This is a genomic window from Flavobacterium galactosi (genome assembly GCF_048158585.1).
Lineage (GTDB): Bacteria > Bacteroidota > Bacteroidia > Flavobacteriales > Flavobacteriaceae > Flavobacterium > Flavobacterium galactosi.
Genome location: NZ_JBLNKV010000004.1, coordinates 484,823 through 500,336, shown reverse-complemented (window position 1 = coordinate 500,336; position 15,514 = coordinate 484,823). Strand labels below are relative to the sequence as shown.

At 34.0% G+C, this 15,514-nt stretch carries 13 protein-coding genes; 10 read left to right on the top strand and 3 right to left on the bottom strand.

Annotation, left to right across the window (positions count from 1 at the left end):
* The first annotated feature begins 941 nt into the window (after window positions 1-941).
* The 9 genes from thrS to ACM55M_RS11420 all read left to right on the top strand — a co-directional run bounded on the left by thrS (window position 942) and on the right by ACM55M_RS11420 (window position 9,398).
* On the top strand, window positions 942-2,888 hold the full coding sequence (gene thrS, locus ACM55M_RS11460; RefSeq protein ID WP_416857772.1) for a threonine--tRNA ligase: 1,947 nt from the start codon (window positions 942-944) through the stop codon (window positions 2,886-2,888).
* A 16-nt stretch (window positions 2,889-2,904) separates the two neighbouring features.
* Entirely contained in the window at window positions 2,905-3,462 is a 558-nt protein-coding gene (infC, locus tag ACM55M_RS11455; protein WP_416843209.1) for a translation initiation factor IF-3, read from the top strand.
* Between the two features lie 155 nt (window positions 3,463-3,617).
* Window positions 3,618-3,815 carry a 50S ribosomal protein L35 gene (gene rpmI / locus ACM55M_RS11450; RefSeq protein WP_022827375.1) on the top strand — a complete coding sequence of 66 codons (198 nt, stop codon included), beginning with the start codon at window positions 3,618-3,620 and terminating at the stop codon, window positions 3,813-3,815.
* Between the two features lie 97 nt (window positions 3,816-3,912).
* Window positions 3,913-4,257 (top strand): 50S ribosomal protein L20, encoded by a 345-nt coding sequence (gene rplT / locus ACM55M_RS11445; protein WP_091205336.1) that lies wholly within the window; start codon window positions 3,913-3,915, stop codon window positions 4,255-4,257.
* Window positions 4,258-4,456: 199 nt separating this feature from the next.
* Entirely contained in the window at window positions 4,457-6,133 is a 1,677-nt protein-coding gene (locus ACM55M_RS11440; RefSeq protein ID WP_416857771.1) for a tetratricopeptide repeat-containing sensor histidine kinase, read from the top strand.
* A gap of 257 nt (window positions 6,134-6,390) precedes the next feature.
* Window positions 6,391-7,059 carry a DNA-binding transcriptional response regulator gene (locus tag ACM55M_RS11435; protein WP_416857769.1) on the top strand — a complete coding sequence of 223 codons (669 nt, stop codon included), beginning with the start codon at window positions 6,391-6,393 and terminating at the stop codon, window positions 7,057-7,059.
* A 214-nt stretch (window positions 7,060-7,273) separates the two neighbouring features.
* On the top strand, window positions 7,274-7,549 hold the full coding sequence (locus ACM55M_RS11430; RefSeq protein WP_416857768.1) for a hypothetical protein: 276 nt from the start codon (window positions 7,274-7,276) through the stop codon (window positions 7,547-7,549).
* Between the two features lie 326 nt (window positions 7,550-7,875).
* Complete coding sequence (locus ACM55M_RS11425) at window positions 7,876-8,115, top strand: hypothetical protein (protein ID WP_416857767.1); 240 nt, start codon at window positions 7,876-7,878, stop codon at window positions 8,113-8,115.
* A gap of 479 nt (window positions 8,116-8,594) precedes the next feature.
* Window positions 8,595-9,398 carry an endonuclease/exonuclease/phosphatase family protein gene (locus tag ACM55M_RS11420; RefSeq protein WP_416857766.1) on the top strand — a complete coding sequence of 268 codons (804 nt, stop codon included), beginning with the start codon at window positions 8,595-8,597 and terminating at the stop codon, window positions 9,396-9,398.
* Window positions 9,399-9,400: 2 nt separating this feature from the next.
* On the opposite strand, the gene ACM55M_RS11415 is transcribed toward ACM55M_RS11420, so the two are convergent.
* Together ACM55M_RS11415 and ACM55M_RS11410 are read right to left on the bottom strand one after the other, a co-directional pair.
* The gene (locus tag ACM55M_RS11415) at window positions 9,401-10,243 is read right to left on the bottom strand and encodes an isoaspartyl peptidase/L-asparaginase (protein WP_416857765.1); all 843 of its coding nucleotides are present in this window, start codon (window positions 10,241-10,243) and stop codon (window positions 9,401-9,403) included.
* Between the two features lie 69 nt (window positions 10,244-10,312).
* The gene (locus ACM55M_RS11410; RefSeq protein WP_416843183.1) at window positions 10,313-11,185 is read right to left on the bottom strand and encodes a cyanophycinase; all 873 of its coding nucleotides are present in this window, start codon (window positions 11,183-11,185) and stop codon (window positions 10,313-10,315) included.
* 264 nt (window positions 11,186-11,449) lie between these two features.
* Here ACM55M_RS11410 and cphA point away from each other — a divergent pair, with 264 nt between their 5' ends.
* Window positions 11,450-14,074, top strand: a complete 2,625-nt coding sequence (gene cphA / locus ACM55M_RS11405; RefSeq protein WP_416857764.1) for a cyanophycin synthetase — start codon at window positions 11,450-11,452, stop codon at window positions 14,072-14,074.
* A 130-nt stretch (window positions 14,075-14,204) separates the two neighbouring features.
* On the opposite strand, the gene ACM55M_RS11400 is transcribed toward cphA, so the two are convergent.
* Window positions 14,205-15,389 carry an asparagine synthetase B gene (locus tag ACM55M_RS11400; protein ID WP_416857762.1) on the bottom strand — a complete coding sequence of 395 codons (1,185 nt, stop codon included), beginning with the start codon at window positions 15,387-15,389 and terminating at the stop codon, window positions 14,205-14,207.
* Window positions 15,390-15,514 lie beyond the last annotated feature (125 nt).

Genomic DNA, 15,514 nt, shown 5'->3' with positions numbered 1-15,514 from the left:
TCAAATCTTTCGATTCTATTACTCTCATTCTTTTGTTTTGAAATCTCTTTCAAAACGGCTGTCAATTCAATATGTCTAGGAACGTGTTCTGCTTATTTAAACTGAATTTTATTTCAGCCTCTTTTCGCTTGGTTCGCACTCCTTAAAGTGCTTCTCAAAGCGGGTGCAAAAGTGCAACTTCTTTTCTTAACCGGCAAGAAAATTTTGAAGTTTTTTTTGGAAATTTTTTATCTCCGTTTTCTTCTCTTTTTCTTATCAGTCTATCAAGGAACTTTGCTTGTTTTGCGGGGTGCAAATGTAACATCCGTTTTCTAATCTCACAAGCTTTTCTGAATCTTTTTTAGAAAATAAATTTTCCCGTTTGATTCGTACTACTTGCCAGTTTGTAAAAGAACGTATGCGTTGTTGCGGGTGCAAAAGTAGTCCCTTTATTCGCTTTAACAAGCTTTTTTAAACCTTTTTTTTGACGTTTCCTTAACTTAATCTTTAAATCACTGGAAACATGCACCTTGAAAAGAAACTGTTTTCCTCTCCCCTCCCGATGCTTCGGGACTCTCCAAAGGAAAGGGTGACTAAATAGACAGGATTAGTGACAATCATTATATATTTAGGTAGTGACTACTGCATATATATGAAAGCTACAGTACTATATATAGGATAACAAATGAATACCAATGAATGAGATTTATCCTTTGTCGAAATGACAAAGTCGATAAAACATGATACTATAGCCCCGATAAAAGCGGCATCCTTTGTGTTTTTTCTTTAAAAACACAAAGATATAGCGGATAGCGGGAAATAGCTCCTAAACAAAACATTCCCCCTATACCTATATATAAGGAGTGCGATTTTGTTTTTACAGCTATATACTAACAAACCTTACATATATATTGTATGTATTTTTGTAATCGTCTATATTTGCATTCTTAAAATAATAAACAATGATTAAGATTACTTTGCCCGACGGGTCAGTTAAAGAGTTTGCTCCAGGGGTAACACCTATGGATGTTGCTAAAAGCATTAGTGAAGGATTTGCCAGAAATGTGATTTCGGCTTCTTTTGACGGAACAACTGTGGAAACCACAACTCCTTTGACGACCGACGGCAGTCTTATATTATACACCTGGAATGACGCGGATGGAAAGAAAGCTTTTTGGCATTCGACTTCACACGTGATGGCGCAGGTTCTTGAGGAATTGTACCCAGGGATCAAATTAACTCTTGGACCAGCAATATCTAATGGGTTTTATTATGATGTAGATTTTGAAGATCAGAAAATTACAGATGCTGACTTTAAAAAAATTGAGGATCGTGTTCTTGAAATATCAAGAGGAAAGCATGAATTCAAATTACGTCCGGTGACTAAAGCTGAAGCTTTAGAATTATACAAAGACAACGTTTACAAAACAGAATTGATTACCAATCTTGAGGACGGAACGATTACGTTTTGCGATCATGATACGTTTACTGATTTATGTCGCGGTGGTCATATTCCAAATACTGGAATCATTAAAGCGATGAAGATTATGAGTGTTGCTGGGGCCTACTGGCGTGGTGACGAAAAAAACAAACAGTTGACTCGTGTTTACGGAACTTCATTTCCTAAACAGAAGGATTTAACTGAATACCTAGAATTACTGGAAGAAGCAAAACGCCGTGACCACAGAAAACTGGGTAAAGAACTTGAGCTGTTTGCTTTTTCACAAAAAGTAGGTGCAGGTTTACCATTGTGGTTACCGAAAGGTGCTGCTTTGAGAGACCGTTTAGAACAGTTTTTGAAAAAAGCACAGAAAAAAGGCGGATACGAACAAGTGATTACGCCACATATTGGTCAGAAAGAACTGTATGTAACTTCAGGGCATTATGCTAAGTATGGTGCTGACAGCTTTCAACCTATAAGCACTCCTGCTGAAGGGGAAGAGTTTTTATTGAAACCTATGAACTGTCCTCATCACTGTGAAATTTATAATGTACGCCCTTGGTCATACAAAGATTTACCGAAGCGTTATGCTGAATTTGGTACCGTTTACAGATACGAACAAAGTGGAGAATTGCATGGCCTGACTCGCGTAAGAGGATTTACTCAAGATGATGCCCATATTTTTTGTACTCCCGAGCAACTGGATGAAGAGTTTAAAAAAGTAATTGACTTGGTACTGTATGTATTTGGTTCATTAGGATTTGAAAACTTTACGGCTCAGATTTCTTTGAGAGATAAAGAGAATAGAGATAAATATATAGGTAGTGATGAAAATTGGGAAAAAGCGGAAAATGCGATTATCAATGCCGCTAAAGACAAAAATCTAGACACTGTAGTAGAATATGGCGAAGCTGCTTTCTATGGTCCAAAATTGGATTTCATGGTAAAAGATGCTTTGGGAAGACAATGGCAATTAGGGACGATTCAGGTGGATTACAACCTACCGGAACGTTTTGACTTGACCTATAAAGGATCGGATAACGAATTACACAGACCGGTGATGATTCACAGAGCTCCTTTTGGATCAATGGAACGATTTATCGCTATCTTACTGGAACATACTGCAGGAAATTTCCCTCTTTGGTTAATGCCAGAACAAGCTATTATATTGTCTTTGAGTGAGAAATATGAAATATATGCGAAAAAAGTTTTAGATTTGCTAGAAAATCACGAAATTCGCGCCCTCGTTGATAATAGAAACGAGACAATTGGCAAGAAAATTAGAGATGCCGAAATGCAAAAAACCCCGTTTATGTTGATTGTAGGCGAGGAAGAAGAGAAAAATGGCACCATTTCTATTCGTCGTCATGGACAGGAAGGAAAAGGAAATATCAGCGTTACAATAGAAGAATTTGTTGCTATTGTAAACGAAGAGATCAATAAAACATTAAAAGTATTTACAGTTTAACTTAAATTATAAAGTCATAGCAATAAGAAGCAACAGAGGTTACCAACCTCGCGTAGAAAAAAAAGATGCACACAGAATAAACAGTCTTATTCGTGGTGTACAAGAAGTAAGACTTGTAGGAGAGAACATTGAGCCAGGAGTTTTTAAACTTTCTGAAGCTCTACGATTAGCCGACCAATTTGAATTGGATTTGGTTGAGATTTCTCCTAATGCAGAACCACCGGTTTGCAAAATCATGGATTACAAGAAATTTGTTTACGAACAAAAGAAACGTGATAAAGTCTTAAAAGCGAAATCTACACAAGTTGTTGTGAAAGAAATCCGTTTTGGTCCACAGACTGATGAACATGACTATGAGTTTAAGAGAAAGAACGCGGAAAAATTCTTGAAAGAAGGAGCGAAATTGAAAGCTTTCGTTTTCTTTAAAGGACGTTCGATAATCTATAAAGACCAAGGTCAAATCTTATTGTTAAGATTAGCGACAGATCTTGAAGAGTTTGGTAAAGTGGAAGCGATGCCAGTTCTGGAGGGAAAGAGAATGATTATGTTCATTGCTCCTAAGAAGAAAAAATAAAATCCTCCTCAACCCCTCCGAAGGAGGGGAGCAAAACCAAATAAGGTAAATTGTAAAAGGGATAAATACATATAACTTCTCGGCTCCCTCCCTTTCGGGGAGGGCTGGGGAGGAGAAGATAAGTAAGTAAGAATAAATTAAAACACTAGGAAAAAATGCCTAAAATGAAAACCAAATCTAGCGCCAAGAAACGTTTTAAAGTTACTGGTTCTGGAAAGATTAAAAGAAAGCATGCTTTTAAAAGTCACATCTTGACTAAAAAATCTAAAAAACGTAAATTAGCATTGACACACTCTGCGCTAGTTCACAAAACAGATATGAAAAGCATCAAACAACAATTAAGAATTATATAATTCTTTAGGTTAAAACAATTTAAAATAACCTTGGAGTATGGCTTTTAAGTTCTCTTGATTTAATTCGGGACGCCTGCTACAAAAAAACAATAAAATTATGCCAAGAGCGGTAAATTCAGTTGCTAAAAGAGCAAGAAGAAAAAAAATAATGAAGCAAGCCAAAGGTTTCTTTGGTAGACGTAAAAACGTTTGGACAGTTGCTAAGAACGCGGTAGAGAAAGCAATGTGCTACGCTTACCGTGACAGAAAAGTGAACAAAAGAAATTTCCGTGCATTATGGATTCAACGTATCAACGCTGGAGCTAGATTGGAAGGAATGTCTTATTCTCAATTCATGGGTAAAGTAAAAGCTAACGGAATCGAATTGAACCGTAAAGTTCTTGCAGATTTAGCGATGAATCACCCTGAAGCTTTCAAAGCAGTACTTAATAAAGTAAAATAAACGTTTTATCAACTCAATTTAGATTACTTACTTATATAGAACCTCAATAAAGATTGGGGTTTTTTGTTGTTAAATCATGTTTAAAATACTTCTAAAAATTAAAATTATACTAATCAGATAACTTCTGTTTTAAAATTAATTTTAGTAATTTCGTTTAATGACACTCAAAAAGTTATATTTTCCGATTTATATTATATTCTTGACTACACTTTTTTTTACACAATCTTGTGAGAAAAAAAATCAAAAAAATTACAAAAAAAAAACCGATGTTACGGAGATTAATAGTTTCTTAGCAATTGGTCACAAACACTATGAAAACGAAGAATTTGATAGTTCTTACTACTATTACAACAAAGCCAAATTCGCCTCTGAATTAAAAAAAGATACTTCGAGAATCATTCACTCCTTAAGTTGGTTAGCTCAAATACAGCGTAATCTAGGAGATTATTCCGGTAGTGAAAGTACCAGCATTGAGGCTTTCCCACTTATAGAAAATTCAAAATACCTATATGGAGAAACCAATATATACATGGGTTTGGGAAACAATTTTTTAAACATTTTTGATAATGACAATGCAATATATTATTACAAAAAAGCAATAAATTCTAAAACAGATGAAGTCATAAAAGCTGACATTAAGAATAACATTAGTATCGCTTACACTGAAAAAGGTGATTATCAAAAAGCAATACAAACTCTCTTACCTTTGATCTTAAAAAAAGAGATCATAGATAATGCTAAAACATTTGCCCGAATAAATGATAATCTGGGACGCACCTATGAAAAATCTGGAAGTTCAAAAGCATTATTCTATTTAAATAAAGGGTTAAAAATAAGAACGCAAATAAAAGATAACTGGGGTTTAATCTCAAGTTATTACAATTTATCAGAATATTACAGAACGAGAAATTCCACTTTATCTAATAAATATGCTCTAATTGGATACAAAAAAGCAACTAAATTAAACGCTGTTGATGACCGTCTGCAATGTTTAAAATCAATAATAAAAAATACTAGAGGAAATAAATCTAAAAAATATTCCTTGCTATATTTTAAAATAAATGACAGCATTAACAAAGTAAGGCTAAAGTCTAAGAATCAATTTGCTAAAATAAAATACGATTCTAGCAAAGAAAAAGACGAAAATATAAAACTAAAAGCCCAAAAAGTACTTCAACTAGAACAACAACAAAACAGAAATTTCTACTTATATCTAGGTATTGGAATTATTATTTTGACAAGTATTTTAATATCTAATTTTCTTATTGCTAACAACAAAAGAGAAAAAATAAAAGCTTCCTATACTACCGAGATTCGAATTGCAAAAAAACTTCATGATGAGTTGGCTAATGATGTATACCATACCATGGCTTTTGCTGAAACACAAGATTTATCCACTGCACAGAATAAAGAAATATTACTTACCAATCTAGATACAATTTATTCCAGAACTCGGAATATTTCCAAAGAAAATAGTATTGTAGAAGTAGGACCACTCTTTCTACCCCGCATAAAAGAAATGATGTCAAGTTTTAATAACAATGAAGTGAATATATTGACTAATGGAATAGATACAATTAATTGGACTTCGTTAGAAGACAATAAAAAAATCACCGTTTATCGCGTACTTCAAGAATTACTCGTCAACATGAAAAAGCACAGTCAAAGCACTTTAGTGGTAATAACTTTCAAAAAAAATGATAATAAATTAAAAATCTACTATACTGATAATGGTATTGGAGCGGCATTTGAAGAAAAAAAATTAAAAAATGGATTACATAATGTAGTTAATCGTATCCAAGCTTTAAAAGGAATAATTATATTTGATACTAAATCCAACAGAGGATTCAAAGTAAGTTTTATGCTTCCAACATAGTTATAGTCTTAACTTGTCAAAATGAAAAAGCAAATTCTCTGTAGTTTAGTAAAATTAACATTTAAAAAAATGAAAATAAATTACAAATAGATTACACTGATAATGGCATTGGAGCTACATTAAACGAAAAAAATTCAAGAAATGGACTCTTGAATGTGGAAAACCGTATTCAATCTATAAAAGCAACAACTACTTTTGAAACTAAATTAATAAAGGATTCAAAGTAAATATTATTTTTCCAATTTAATCATACTCTTATGTTCCATAAAGTTTTAGTTGCCGAAGATTTAGACAGTATAAGTCTGACAGTTGTTCAAATACTTGAGGAACTTTTTGTTGTAGAAATTCACCATGCAAAATACTGTGATGATGCTTTTTTGAAAATAAAAAAAGCACTTCATGACGAGGTACCTTTTGATTTATTGATAAGCGATTTATCATTTAAACCTGACCATCGAAAAAATAGGTTCTCTACAGGCGAGGAATTAATTGACGCTGTAAAAAAAGTACAGCCCAATATTAAAACAATAGTATTTTCTATTGAAGACAAATCTTTTAGAATAAAATCCCTTTTTAATAATTCTGGAATCAATGCCTACGTCTCTAAGGGACGTAATAGTATTCCTCAACTTAAAAATGCTATTAAAAACATATTTTACAGTGATGAGAAAATCATTTCTCCTGAAATATCCCATCTATTAAAAGACAAATCAATCTTGGAAATTGAAGCCTATGACATTTCTCTTTTGAAATTTTTATCTAAAGGATTAATTTTAGATGAAATAGCATTAGAATTCAAAAAAACCGGAGTTACTCCAAATGGCAGCAGTAGCATAGAGAAGCGAATTAATAGACTCAAATTATACTTCAAGGCCAGTAACAATGTGCATCTTATTTCCATAACCAAAGATTTAGGTTTGGTATAATCTTCTGCACAGTACTCTTTAAGGAACTAGAAAAAATTACATAGTTTTAAAATTCAATTATTACTCCCTTTAATTTGATTCAATTGTTAATTACGAATCATTGTAGTTGAATATTTTTAATTTTTTCAAAATAATTGCCCCTTTTACGATTTCCCGTAAAGAATAAATTTTTATTAGGATTAAGTTTACCTTGTTCAACTTTAAAACTATAAAAATGGCCAATTTTACCAGTAACGATTTAGCATTTACAGGATATTCACAAATGATTGATCTGAATAATCCTGAAAATTACAATGTAGTTTATATAGATAAAACAGCAGAATTCGAAGTTGTTCATTTCTGCAATCAGTTTTTAGCAAAATATAAAGTTCCTCAAACAAAAGCAAGCTTTCAAAAAGTAGAAGTTTTTTTACAACACTCTATTTTAGAAGATCAAGTTTCCCGAGAAGAATTATTAGACTGGATTGCGAGTAACTGGATTAAGATATAATTGTCGTTAGTTTCTATGAATCGATTTAGAAAAATTAATTCAGATTAAGTTTAAATCTTCATTTATATTTATTACTGCTTTACGGTTTTGCGTAAGTATGTAATATTCATATCGGCTAATTTTGTTTAATAAAAGTAAATTCCTATTTCATCAAAAACCATCAAGTCATGATAAAAACAGATACTATATTAAATGAAATATCAAAAAAGGAGAATTCAATCATAATAGATGGACCAAACGAGTTGATGATTATTCAAATTACACTAACGAATATATCACACATTATAAAAATTAGTCAAGGGTAATTTAACTAAAAAAAGAAGTTATTGACAAATCAGGAAATAGAAAAAGTAATGAAAATTCAGATGAAACTAGTAAATACTTGTTGCACCAAAATATCCAATATTAAACCCCAAATGAAAAAAATTTATCTAATAGGACTTATCATTCTCATTACGCTCTTACCATGTTCTCCAAAAAAAGAAAAACAACAACAACGAATTTACTACAATACTTATAATTATAAATATGACGATGAAATCATCAATAGAAAAGCTATAAAATAAAGCAAATTATCTCATAGCATTTCTATCGAATAATAATACGAATTTGAAATTTTATTAGGGTAATCTTTTTTGTTATACTATCTATCTTTTCAAGCATAAGCTTTAAAACACTATTTTTTTATCTAAAATAAGTTTTGCCACAAAGAAACTATTTTTAATAAAGATAAATTTGGAGACCAAATAAAAATCCAAACTTATGAAACCTTTATTTTTTTATAATTTTAATTTATTCTTTTCAGCACAATTCACAATTCTATTTATTAGAGCTCTTTATATCATTTATTAAGTCTGTAGAATTTGTATAATAAGAATGTGAAAACCCTTAAATAATTGATTAACTCAAATCATTGGCTGACAAAATTAATTTCTGATTGAGATATATACTTCTTAAATTTATCAAGCTTTAAATCACTAGATTTTAAATAAAAACACTATTTTGGCTAACACCAATATTTTACATTCCATATATTTTTCTCCTGATGAAACCTTTATTTTTTCTACTATTTTTCCTTATTTCCTCCATTGCTTTTTCCCAAACCAAACTCCTTTCCTGGAATATGGAAAATTTCGGTAAATCAAAATCGGAACAAACCATCAATTATCTTGCAAAATCACTAAAAGAGTATGACATCATTGCCATTCAAGAAGTTGTCGCGGGTTTTGGAGGAGCGCAAGCAGTGGCAAGATTAGCGGATGAACTTAATAGAAAAGGAATGAAATGGGATTATGTCATTAGCGATCCTACCAGCGGGAGTGCCCATAAAACCGAACGCTATGCTTTTATTTGGAAAACTGCCAAGTTAAAGAAAATAGGTAAAGCCTGGCTTGAGAAAAAATACCATTTAGAAATCGACAGGGAACCGTATTTCTGCACGTTTCAATATGAGAACAAACAGTTTACAGTGGCTAATTATCATGCCATAACCAAAAATAAACAACCGGAAACCGAGATTAAATATTTCAAATTTTTACCTGAGGAATATCCTACGCTGAATTTGATTTTTGCAGGGGATTTTAATTGTCCGCAATCGCACACGGTTTTTAATCCTTTGAAGAAAATGGGGTATCAGTCTATTTTGGTTGACCAAAAAACGTCGCTGAAACAAGAATGTAAAAATGATAAATGCCTCGCATCAGAATTTGACAATATGTATTTCAAAACTTCGAAAATCAATACTATAGATTCGGGAGTTATTCCTTTTTACAAAAATTTTAATTCACTAAAACAAGCCCGTGTAATATCCGATCATATTCCAATTTGGTTTGAATTTTCTTTGAATTGATATTAATCGAAAACTTCGAAATTATCTCCGTCAAAACTAGCAAAAACCATACTGGGATGAGAATCCTGATGAAAAACATTTCCTTCCTTATCAATTGCAATTGCACCGGCAAAACCATCATAAGGTTTTAATTCGTTGAACGTTTTAGCAAAGGCTTCTTGTAATGTAAAGCCGTCAGTAACCCGAGTGACAATTTTAGCAGCAGTTGCATTACTTACAATATCCTCACCTACTCCAGTCAAACTCACACCACAAAATGCATTGGCATAATTTCCTGCTACAGTTGCCGAATCAGAAATACGTCCCGGAATTTCAAAACCTTTACCACCTGTTGAAGTAGCTACTGCAATTTTCCGGTTTTGATCCAAAGCCACACAACCCACCGTTCCGGTTCCAAATGCTTTCAGTTTCGCTTCATATTCAGCCCTTCGCTGTGGAATTTCGGTTGAAAAAGATTCAAAACCGTGTTGTCGCGCAAAATTAATTGCTCCACTTCCTCCAAGGACTCTGTCATCATATTGCATCAACATTTGGGCAACCTCAACAGGATTTTTCACTTCTTCGATATTGATAACACCACTCATTTTCTGGGTTTCACCATCCATAATTGCAGCGCTCATTCTGATTTTTCCGTCACTTTGTATTTGGGAACCAATCCCTGCATTAAACAATTCATCATCTTCCAAAAGAGACACGGCATAAACCACTGTTTCTAATGCTGAATGTGTTTTTAAAAATGAATAGGAATCTTTTACAATTCGTTCCAGCGCGTTTTGCTTGGCAACTTTTGTTTCGTGATTGGTAGATGATTCCGAGAAAAAACCGCCGTGTATGATTAATTTCATATTATGGGTGTTTGGTATTGGATATTGCATATTTGGACTAAAGCCTAAAACCAATACCCAAAATTTGAATTATAAGTAATGTGAAGATTCTATATGCATCAAATGCGTTTCTAGATTATAGGTGTCAAATTTACTCATGACATGTGTCACTAAATGTGAAATTGATATCGGCTGTCCTAATTCTACTTTCGTCAAATTGGTGTCTTTTATTTCCCGACCATCAACTAAAATAACCAATCCGGATCCAATGGCTTCCATTTGGACATTATTTGTAATCAACAACCCCGTATCTTCACCAAGTCCTATTCCCAGTACTCTAGGATTACCAACAACCGCTTGAAAAAGCCTTCCAATTCTGCCACGTTGTACAAAATGCGTATCGATTATAACACCGTCTATTAAACCCAATCCGCTAGAAATTTTCACTTCCCCTTTCAATAAAGCTTCAGAGCTACTCCCTTGATAAATCATATTATTAGAAGCTGCCGCAGCTCCTGCAGAAGTTCCAGCATAAATAAATTCTTCATTATGGTATTTATCCAATAATATGTCATGAAACGGTGTTCCACCAAGAATGGAAGTCAATCGCAATTGATCACCTCCGGTAAACATAACGATATCGGCAGCTTTTAATCGAGCTAAAACGGTTTCATCAGCAGCTTGTTCCCGTCTTTCTATAGTAAGTATATCCACATTTTTGGCATTCAAATACTCAAATGCTTTAACATATTCTGGACCAATTTCTTTTGGAATTACGGAGGCAGTTGTAATAACTTCTATTCGGGAATTTTCTTTGTGTTTTGATTCGTCTAATATCCTTTTTAAAATCCCAGTTTCAAAAAAGTTTAAATTGCTAGTTGCATTTTTATCTAAATCGGTTTCAGTAAAACTTCCTTTATCGACCGCACCTCCTATTATTATTAGTTTTCCTAGTATATTCATTTTGTAAAAATAGCCAAAAAGATAAAAAAAGCCAGTGAACTATCACTTTTTTTTAAATTATAACAAACGGAATAATTATTGTTTATTTTTAAAGAAATAAATTTTGATTCCTATTTTAAAAAAGCTAATTTAGTTGCATTCTGTACTTTTTCTAAAAAAACACTATCACAATACCTGCCTTTTTTTTAAAGTTAGAATCTATCAAATTTAAAATCAACTCATTACACATCCATTTTTCAGTTCAAAAAATAACATTTCCGTTTTATGAAAATAATTAAAGTACAAGCCCTTCGTGGACCTAATATTTGGAGTATCCAAAGAAAAAAATTAATCCAAATGCGATTGGATTTGGAGGAAATGGAACAATTTCCAACTAATAAAATTGAAGGATTTCGAGAACGCATTGAAGCTATGTTTCCTACAATGATTGAACACCGCTGTTCTGAAGGTTGTCGTGGCGGTTTTTTTTCCAGAGTGGAACGCGGCACTTGGATGGGACATGTAATTGAACATATCGCACTTGAAATCCAATCTTTGGCAGGAATGGAAACCGGTTTTGGAAGAACCAGAGAAACAAAAACTCCAGGAACTTATAATGTAGTCTTTAGTTATACCGAAGAAAATGTTGGTCTTTTTGCCGCAGAATCTTCTGTTGCAATTGCCGAAGCGTTAATCGCCGGAACGGATTACGATTTGAATGCCGACTTACAAAAAATGCGTGAAATCCGCGAGCGCGTTCGATTAGGGCCAAGTACAGGAAGTATTGTAGAAGAAGCTGTTTCCAGAAATATTCCCTGGATAAGACTGGGAACAAATTCCTTAGTTCAACTAGGGTACGGAATTAATCAAATGCGTTTTCAAGCAACAATTACCTGTAAAACCAGCAGTATTGCTGTAGATATAGCGTGTAACAAAGAGCTTACTAAAAAAATGTTGGACATGGCTTCGATTCCAGTTGCGAACGGAAGCATTTGTACTGACGAAGAAAGTTTAGCTGAAACCATTAAAAAAATTGGTTACCCTATCGTATTAAAACCTTTAGATGGAAATCATGGAAAAGGGGCTTCCATTAATGTTACCAATTGGGAAGATGCGGTTTCAGGTTTAGTATTCGCACAAGAATATGGCAAACGTGTTATTGTAGAAAAGTTCATTACCGGTTTCGACTTTAGAATATTAGTAATAGACAATAAATTAGTTGCTGCCGCAAAACGTGTTCCTGCTCACGTAATAGGAAATGGAAAAGACACCATTCAACAATTAATTGACACTACTAATCAAGATCCTAGAAGAGGGTATGGCCATGAAAATGTTTTAACCCAAATTGATGTCGACAGAGATACCGAAGATTTATTAGAAAAATTAGGGTATACTTTAGAAACCATTCCGAGAATTGGTGAAATCGTATTTCTAAAATCCACAGCCAATTTAAGCACCGGCGGAACTTCTGTAGATGTTACCGATATGATGCACCCAGAAAACATCTTTCTTGCCGAAAGAATTTCAAGAGTAATTGGACTCGACGTTTGTGGTGTAGATATTATGGCGGAGAATTTAACGCAACCTTTAAAAGAAAATGGTGGTGTAATCTTGGAAGTCAATGCGGCTCCCGGTTTTAGAATGCATCTTGCTCCTTCTGAAGGATTGCCTAGAAACGTAGCTTCTCCGGTTATCGACATGTTATATCCCCCAGGAAAATCCTTTCGCATTCCTATAATTGCGGTTACGGGAACCAATGGTAAAACCACAACTACCCGACTTTTGGCACATATTGTAAAAAATAATGGTTTCAAAGTAGGATTCACCACATCGGATGGGATTTATATTCAAAATCACATGATGGAAAAAGGCGATACTACCGGACCGCTAAGTGCCGAATATGTTTTGAGAGATCCAACGGTGGAATTTGCAGTTTTAGAAACGGCTCGAGGAGGAATCCTTCGATCCGGTTTAGGTTTCAGCCGTTGCGATATTGGAATTATTACCAATATCCAGGAAGACCATTTGGGTTTAAGTGATATCCATTCTCTTGAGGATTTAGCCCGAGTTAAAGCAACAGTTGTGAAAAGCATCAAGAAAGACGGTTGGGCCGTTTTGAATGGAGACGATGAACATTGTATAAAAATAGGGCAGGATCTTAATTGTAATGTAGCTTATTTCAGTTTGAGTGAAGACGGTGATTTCATTAAAAAACTTTGCGCCGAAGGAAAAACGGTTGCCGTATATGAAAACGGGTTTATAACCATCAAAAAAGGCGAATGGAAAATTCGAATCGAACGCGCCACTCACGTTCCTTTAACGTTGGGCGGAAAAGCAAAATTCATGATTGCCAATGTGCTAGCGGCAACTTTAGCGAGTTATTTGTGGGGCTTTAAAACCGAAGATATTAGTTTGTCCTTGCAGACTTTTATTCCAAGTGCGGCACAAACTCCGGGACGTATGAATATTTTTGAATTCAAAAAATTCAAAGTATTGATTGATTTTGCTCATAATCCATCCGGTTACAAGGGTGTGGAAGAATATTTGCAAAGTGTCGATGCGACCAAGAAAATTGGAATTATTGCAGGGGTCGGAGACCGTCGCGATGAAGATATTAAAGAATGTGCTTTTATAGCAGCCCGAATGTTCGACCACATTATCATTCGACAAGAAAAATACCTGAGAGGAAGAACCGAAGAGGAAATTATTGATTTAATACTCGAAGGAATTAAAAATTCCGGCAAAATAGTTACTTATGAAATTATTCCTAAAGAAACCGAAGCAATAAAACACGCCATCAATTGCGCCGAAGAAGGAAGCTTTATTACCGCATTAAGTGATGTGGTTACTAATGCTATCGATATTGTACAGGAATATTTAGATAAAGAAAACGAACACGGAAGCGTTTAATTTTTTTAGGAGCTAATTCCTGCTGTCCCTTATATCTTTCCTTGCCTAAAGAAGGCAAGGAAAGGATGCCACTCCCATCAGGGCTAAAAAACAGAAAGCCAATCGGTATCGATTGGCTTTCTGTTTTTTATTAAGTCTTTTGTTTTTTCTTCTTGGCTGCAGGAAACAACACATTATTCAAAATCAAGCGATAGCCCGGAGAATTAGGATGTAAATCAAGAACTGTGGGAGCATCTCCCACCTGATGCTGAAAATCTTCGGGATCGTGACCGCCATAAAAAGTAAACATTCCTTTTCCTTTTTCACCATGAATGTACCTTGCTTCCCCGTTCTGCTCACAAGTTCCCATCACCAAAATATTGGATTTTATAAGCGATGCATCAAAAGAAGTCGTCTGTCCCATGAATCCTTTGACCAATTGCGTATGATTTTGACACAACATACTTGGAATTGGATCCCATTTTGCCGAAAATTCCATTAAGGTAAAATAATCTTTATCCATTAGAATCCTTCTTTTCGAAGTCATATCAATATCCGAAAATTCATATTGCTCCGGTCTTCTTTCTAAAATAAAATCTTTGAAAACAAACGAATTATTATAATTCATCTTCGATTGATAATTGGCTTCGCTGGCGTCACCGTCAAACATAGCTTCACAAATATCCACACCATCTGCTGCCAAAGCAATATCAAAACTATCCGTTGCGGAACACATCGCAAACATAAATCCGCCGCCAATCACAAAGTCCCTGATTTTTTTGGCTACAGCTCCCTTTTCCTGTGACACTTTGGAATAGCCTAATTTAGTTGCCAATACTTCGGCATCTTTCTTTTGTTCGATGTACCAAGGCGCATTTTTGTAGGCTCCATAAAATTTACCGTATTGCCCCGTAAAATCTTCATGATGCAAGTGTAACCAATCATAAAGTAATAATTGATCACTTAAAACTTCTTCATCATAAATAGGTGTAAAAGGAATTTCGGCATAAGTCAAAACGAGTGTGACCGCATCATCCCAAGGTTGTTTTCCTTTGGGTGTGTAAACCGCCACTTTTGGTGCTTTTTCTAATATTACCGTTTCCATATTTTGTGAAGGACTCGAAATTTCATCTAATATTCTACCTTCTTCACTATCCGAAAGGATTTCAAAACTCACCCCCCGAATCTTACATTCTTTACGTATTTCTTCGGCATCTGGCAGTAAAAAAGAACCTCCACGATAATTGAGCAACCAACTTGCCTTGTAATTTTTATCCAAACACCAATAGGTAATTCCATAAGCCTTCAAATGATTTTGTTGTGTGGTTTCATCCATTGGCAACAAAATAAAAGAAGCCTTCGCCGAAAAGGAAATAAAAATTAAAAATATATAGAGTGACTTCTTGAAAGACATTACCGTTTTTATTTCAAAGATAACAGTTTTTAGGCGATGAAAATCAT

What these genes read in the sequence shown, in the direction of transcription:
- ACM55M_RS11430 (WP_416857768.1), top strand. Translation starts at nt 7,274, where the DNA reads ATGGCCAATTTTACCAGTAACGATTTAGCATTTACAGGATATTCACAA.
- ACM55M_RS11410 (WP_416843183.1), bottom strand. Translation starts at nt 11,185, where the DNA reads ATGAATATACTAGGAAAACTAATAATAATAGGAGGTGCGGTCGATAAA.
- ACM55M_RS11435 (WP_416857769.1), top strand. Translation starts at nt 6,391, where the DNA reads ATGTTCCATAAAGTTTTAGTTGCCGAAGATTTAGACAGTATAAGTCTG.
- rpmI (WP_022827375.1), top strand. Translation starts at nt 3,618, where the DNA reads ATGCCTAAAATGAAAACCAAATCTAGCGCCAAGAAACGTTTTAAAGTT.
- ACM55M_RS11420 (WP_416857766.1), top strand. Translation starts at nt 8,595, where the DNA reads ATGAAACCTTTATTTTTTCTACTATTTTTCCTTATTTCCTCCATTGCT.
- thrS (WP_416857772.1), top strand. Translation starts at nt 942, where the DNA reads ATGATTAAGATTACTTTGCCCGACGGGTCAGTTAAAGAGTTTGCTCCA.
- cphA (WP_416857764.1), top strand. Translation starts at nt 11,450, where the DNA reads ATGAAAATAATTAAAGTACAAGCCCTTCGTGGACCTAATATTTGGAGT.
- ACM55M_RS11400 (WP_416857762.1), bottom strand. Translation starts at nt 15,389, where the DNA reads ATGGATGAAACCACACAACAAAATCATTTGAAGGCTTATGGAATTACC.
- ACM55M_RS11415 (WP_416857765.1), bottom strand. Translation starts at nt 10,243, where the DNA reads ATGAAATTAATCATACACGGCGGTTTTTTCTCGGAATCATCTACCAAT.
- rplT (WP_091205336.1), top strand. Translation starts at nt 3,913, where the DNA reads ATGCCAAGAGCGGTAAATTCAGTTGCTAAAAGAGCAAGAAGAAAAAAA.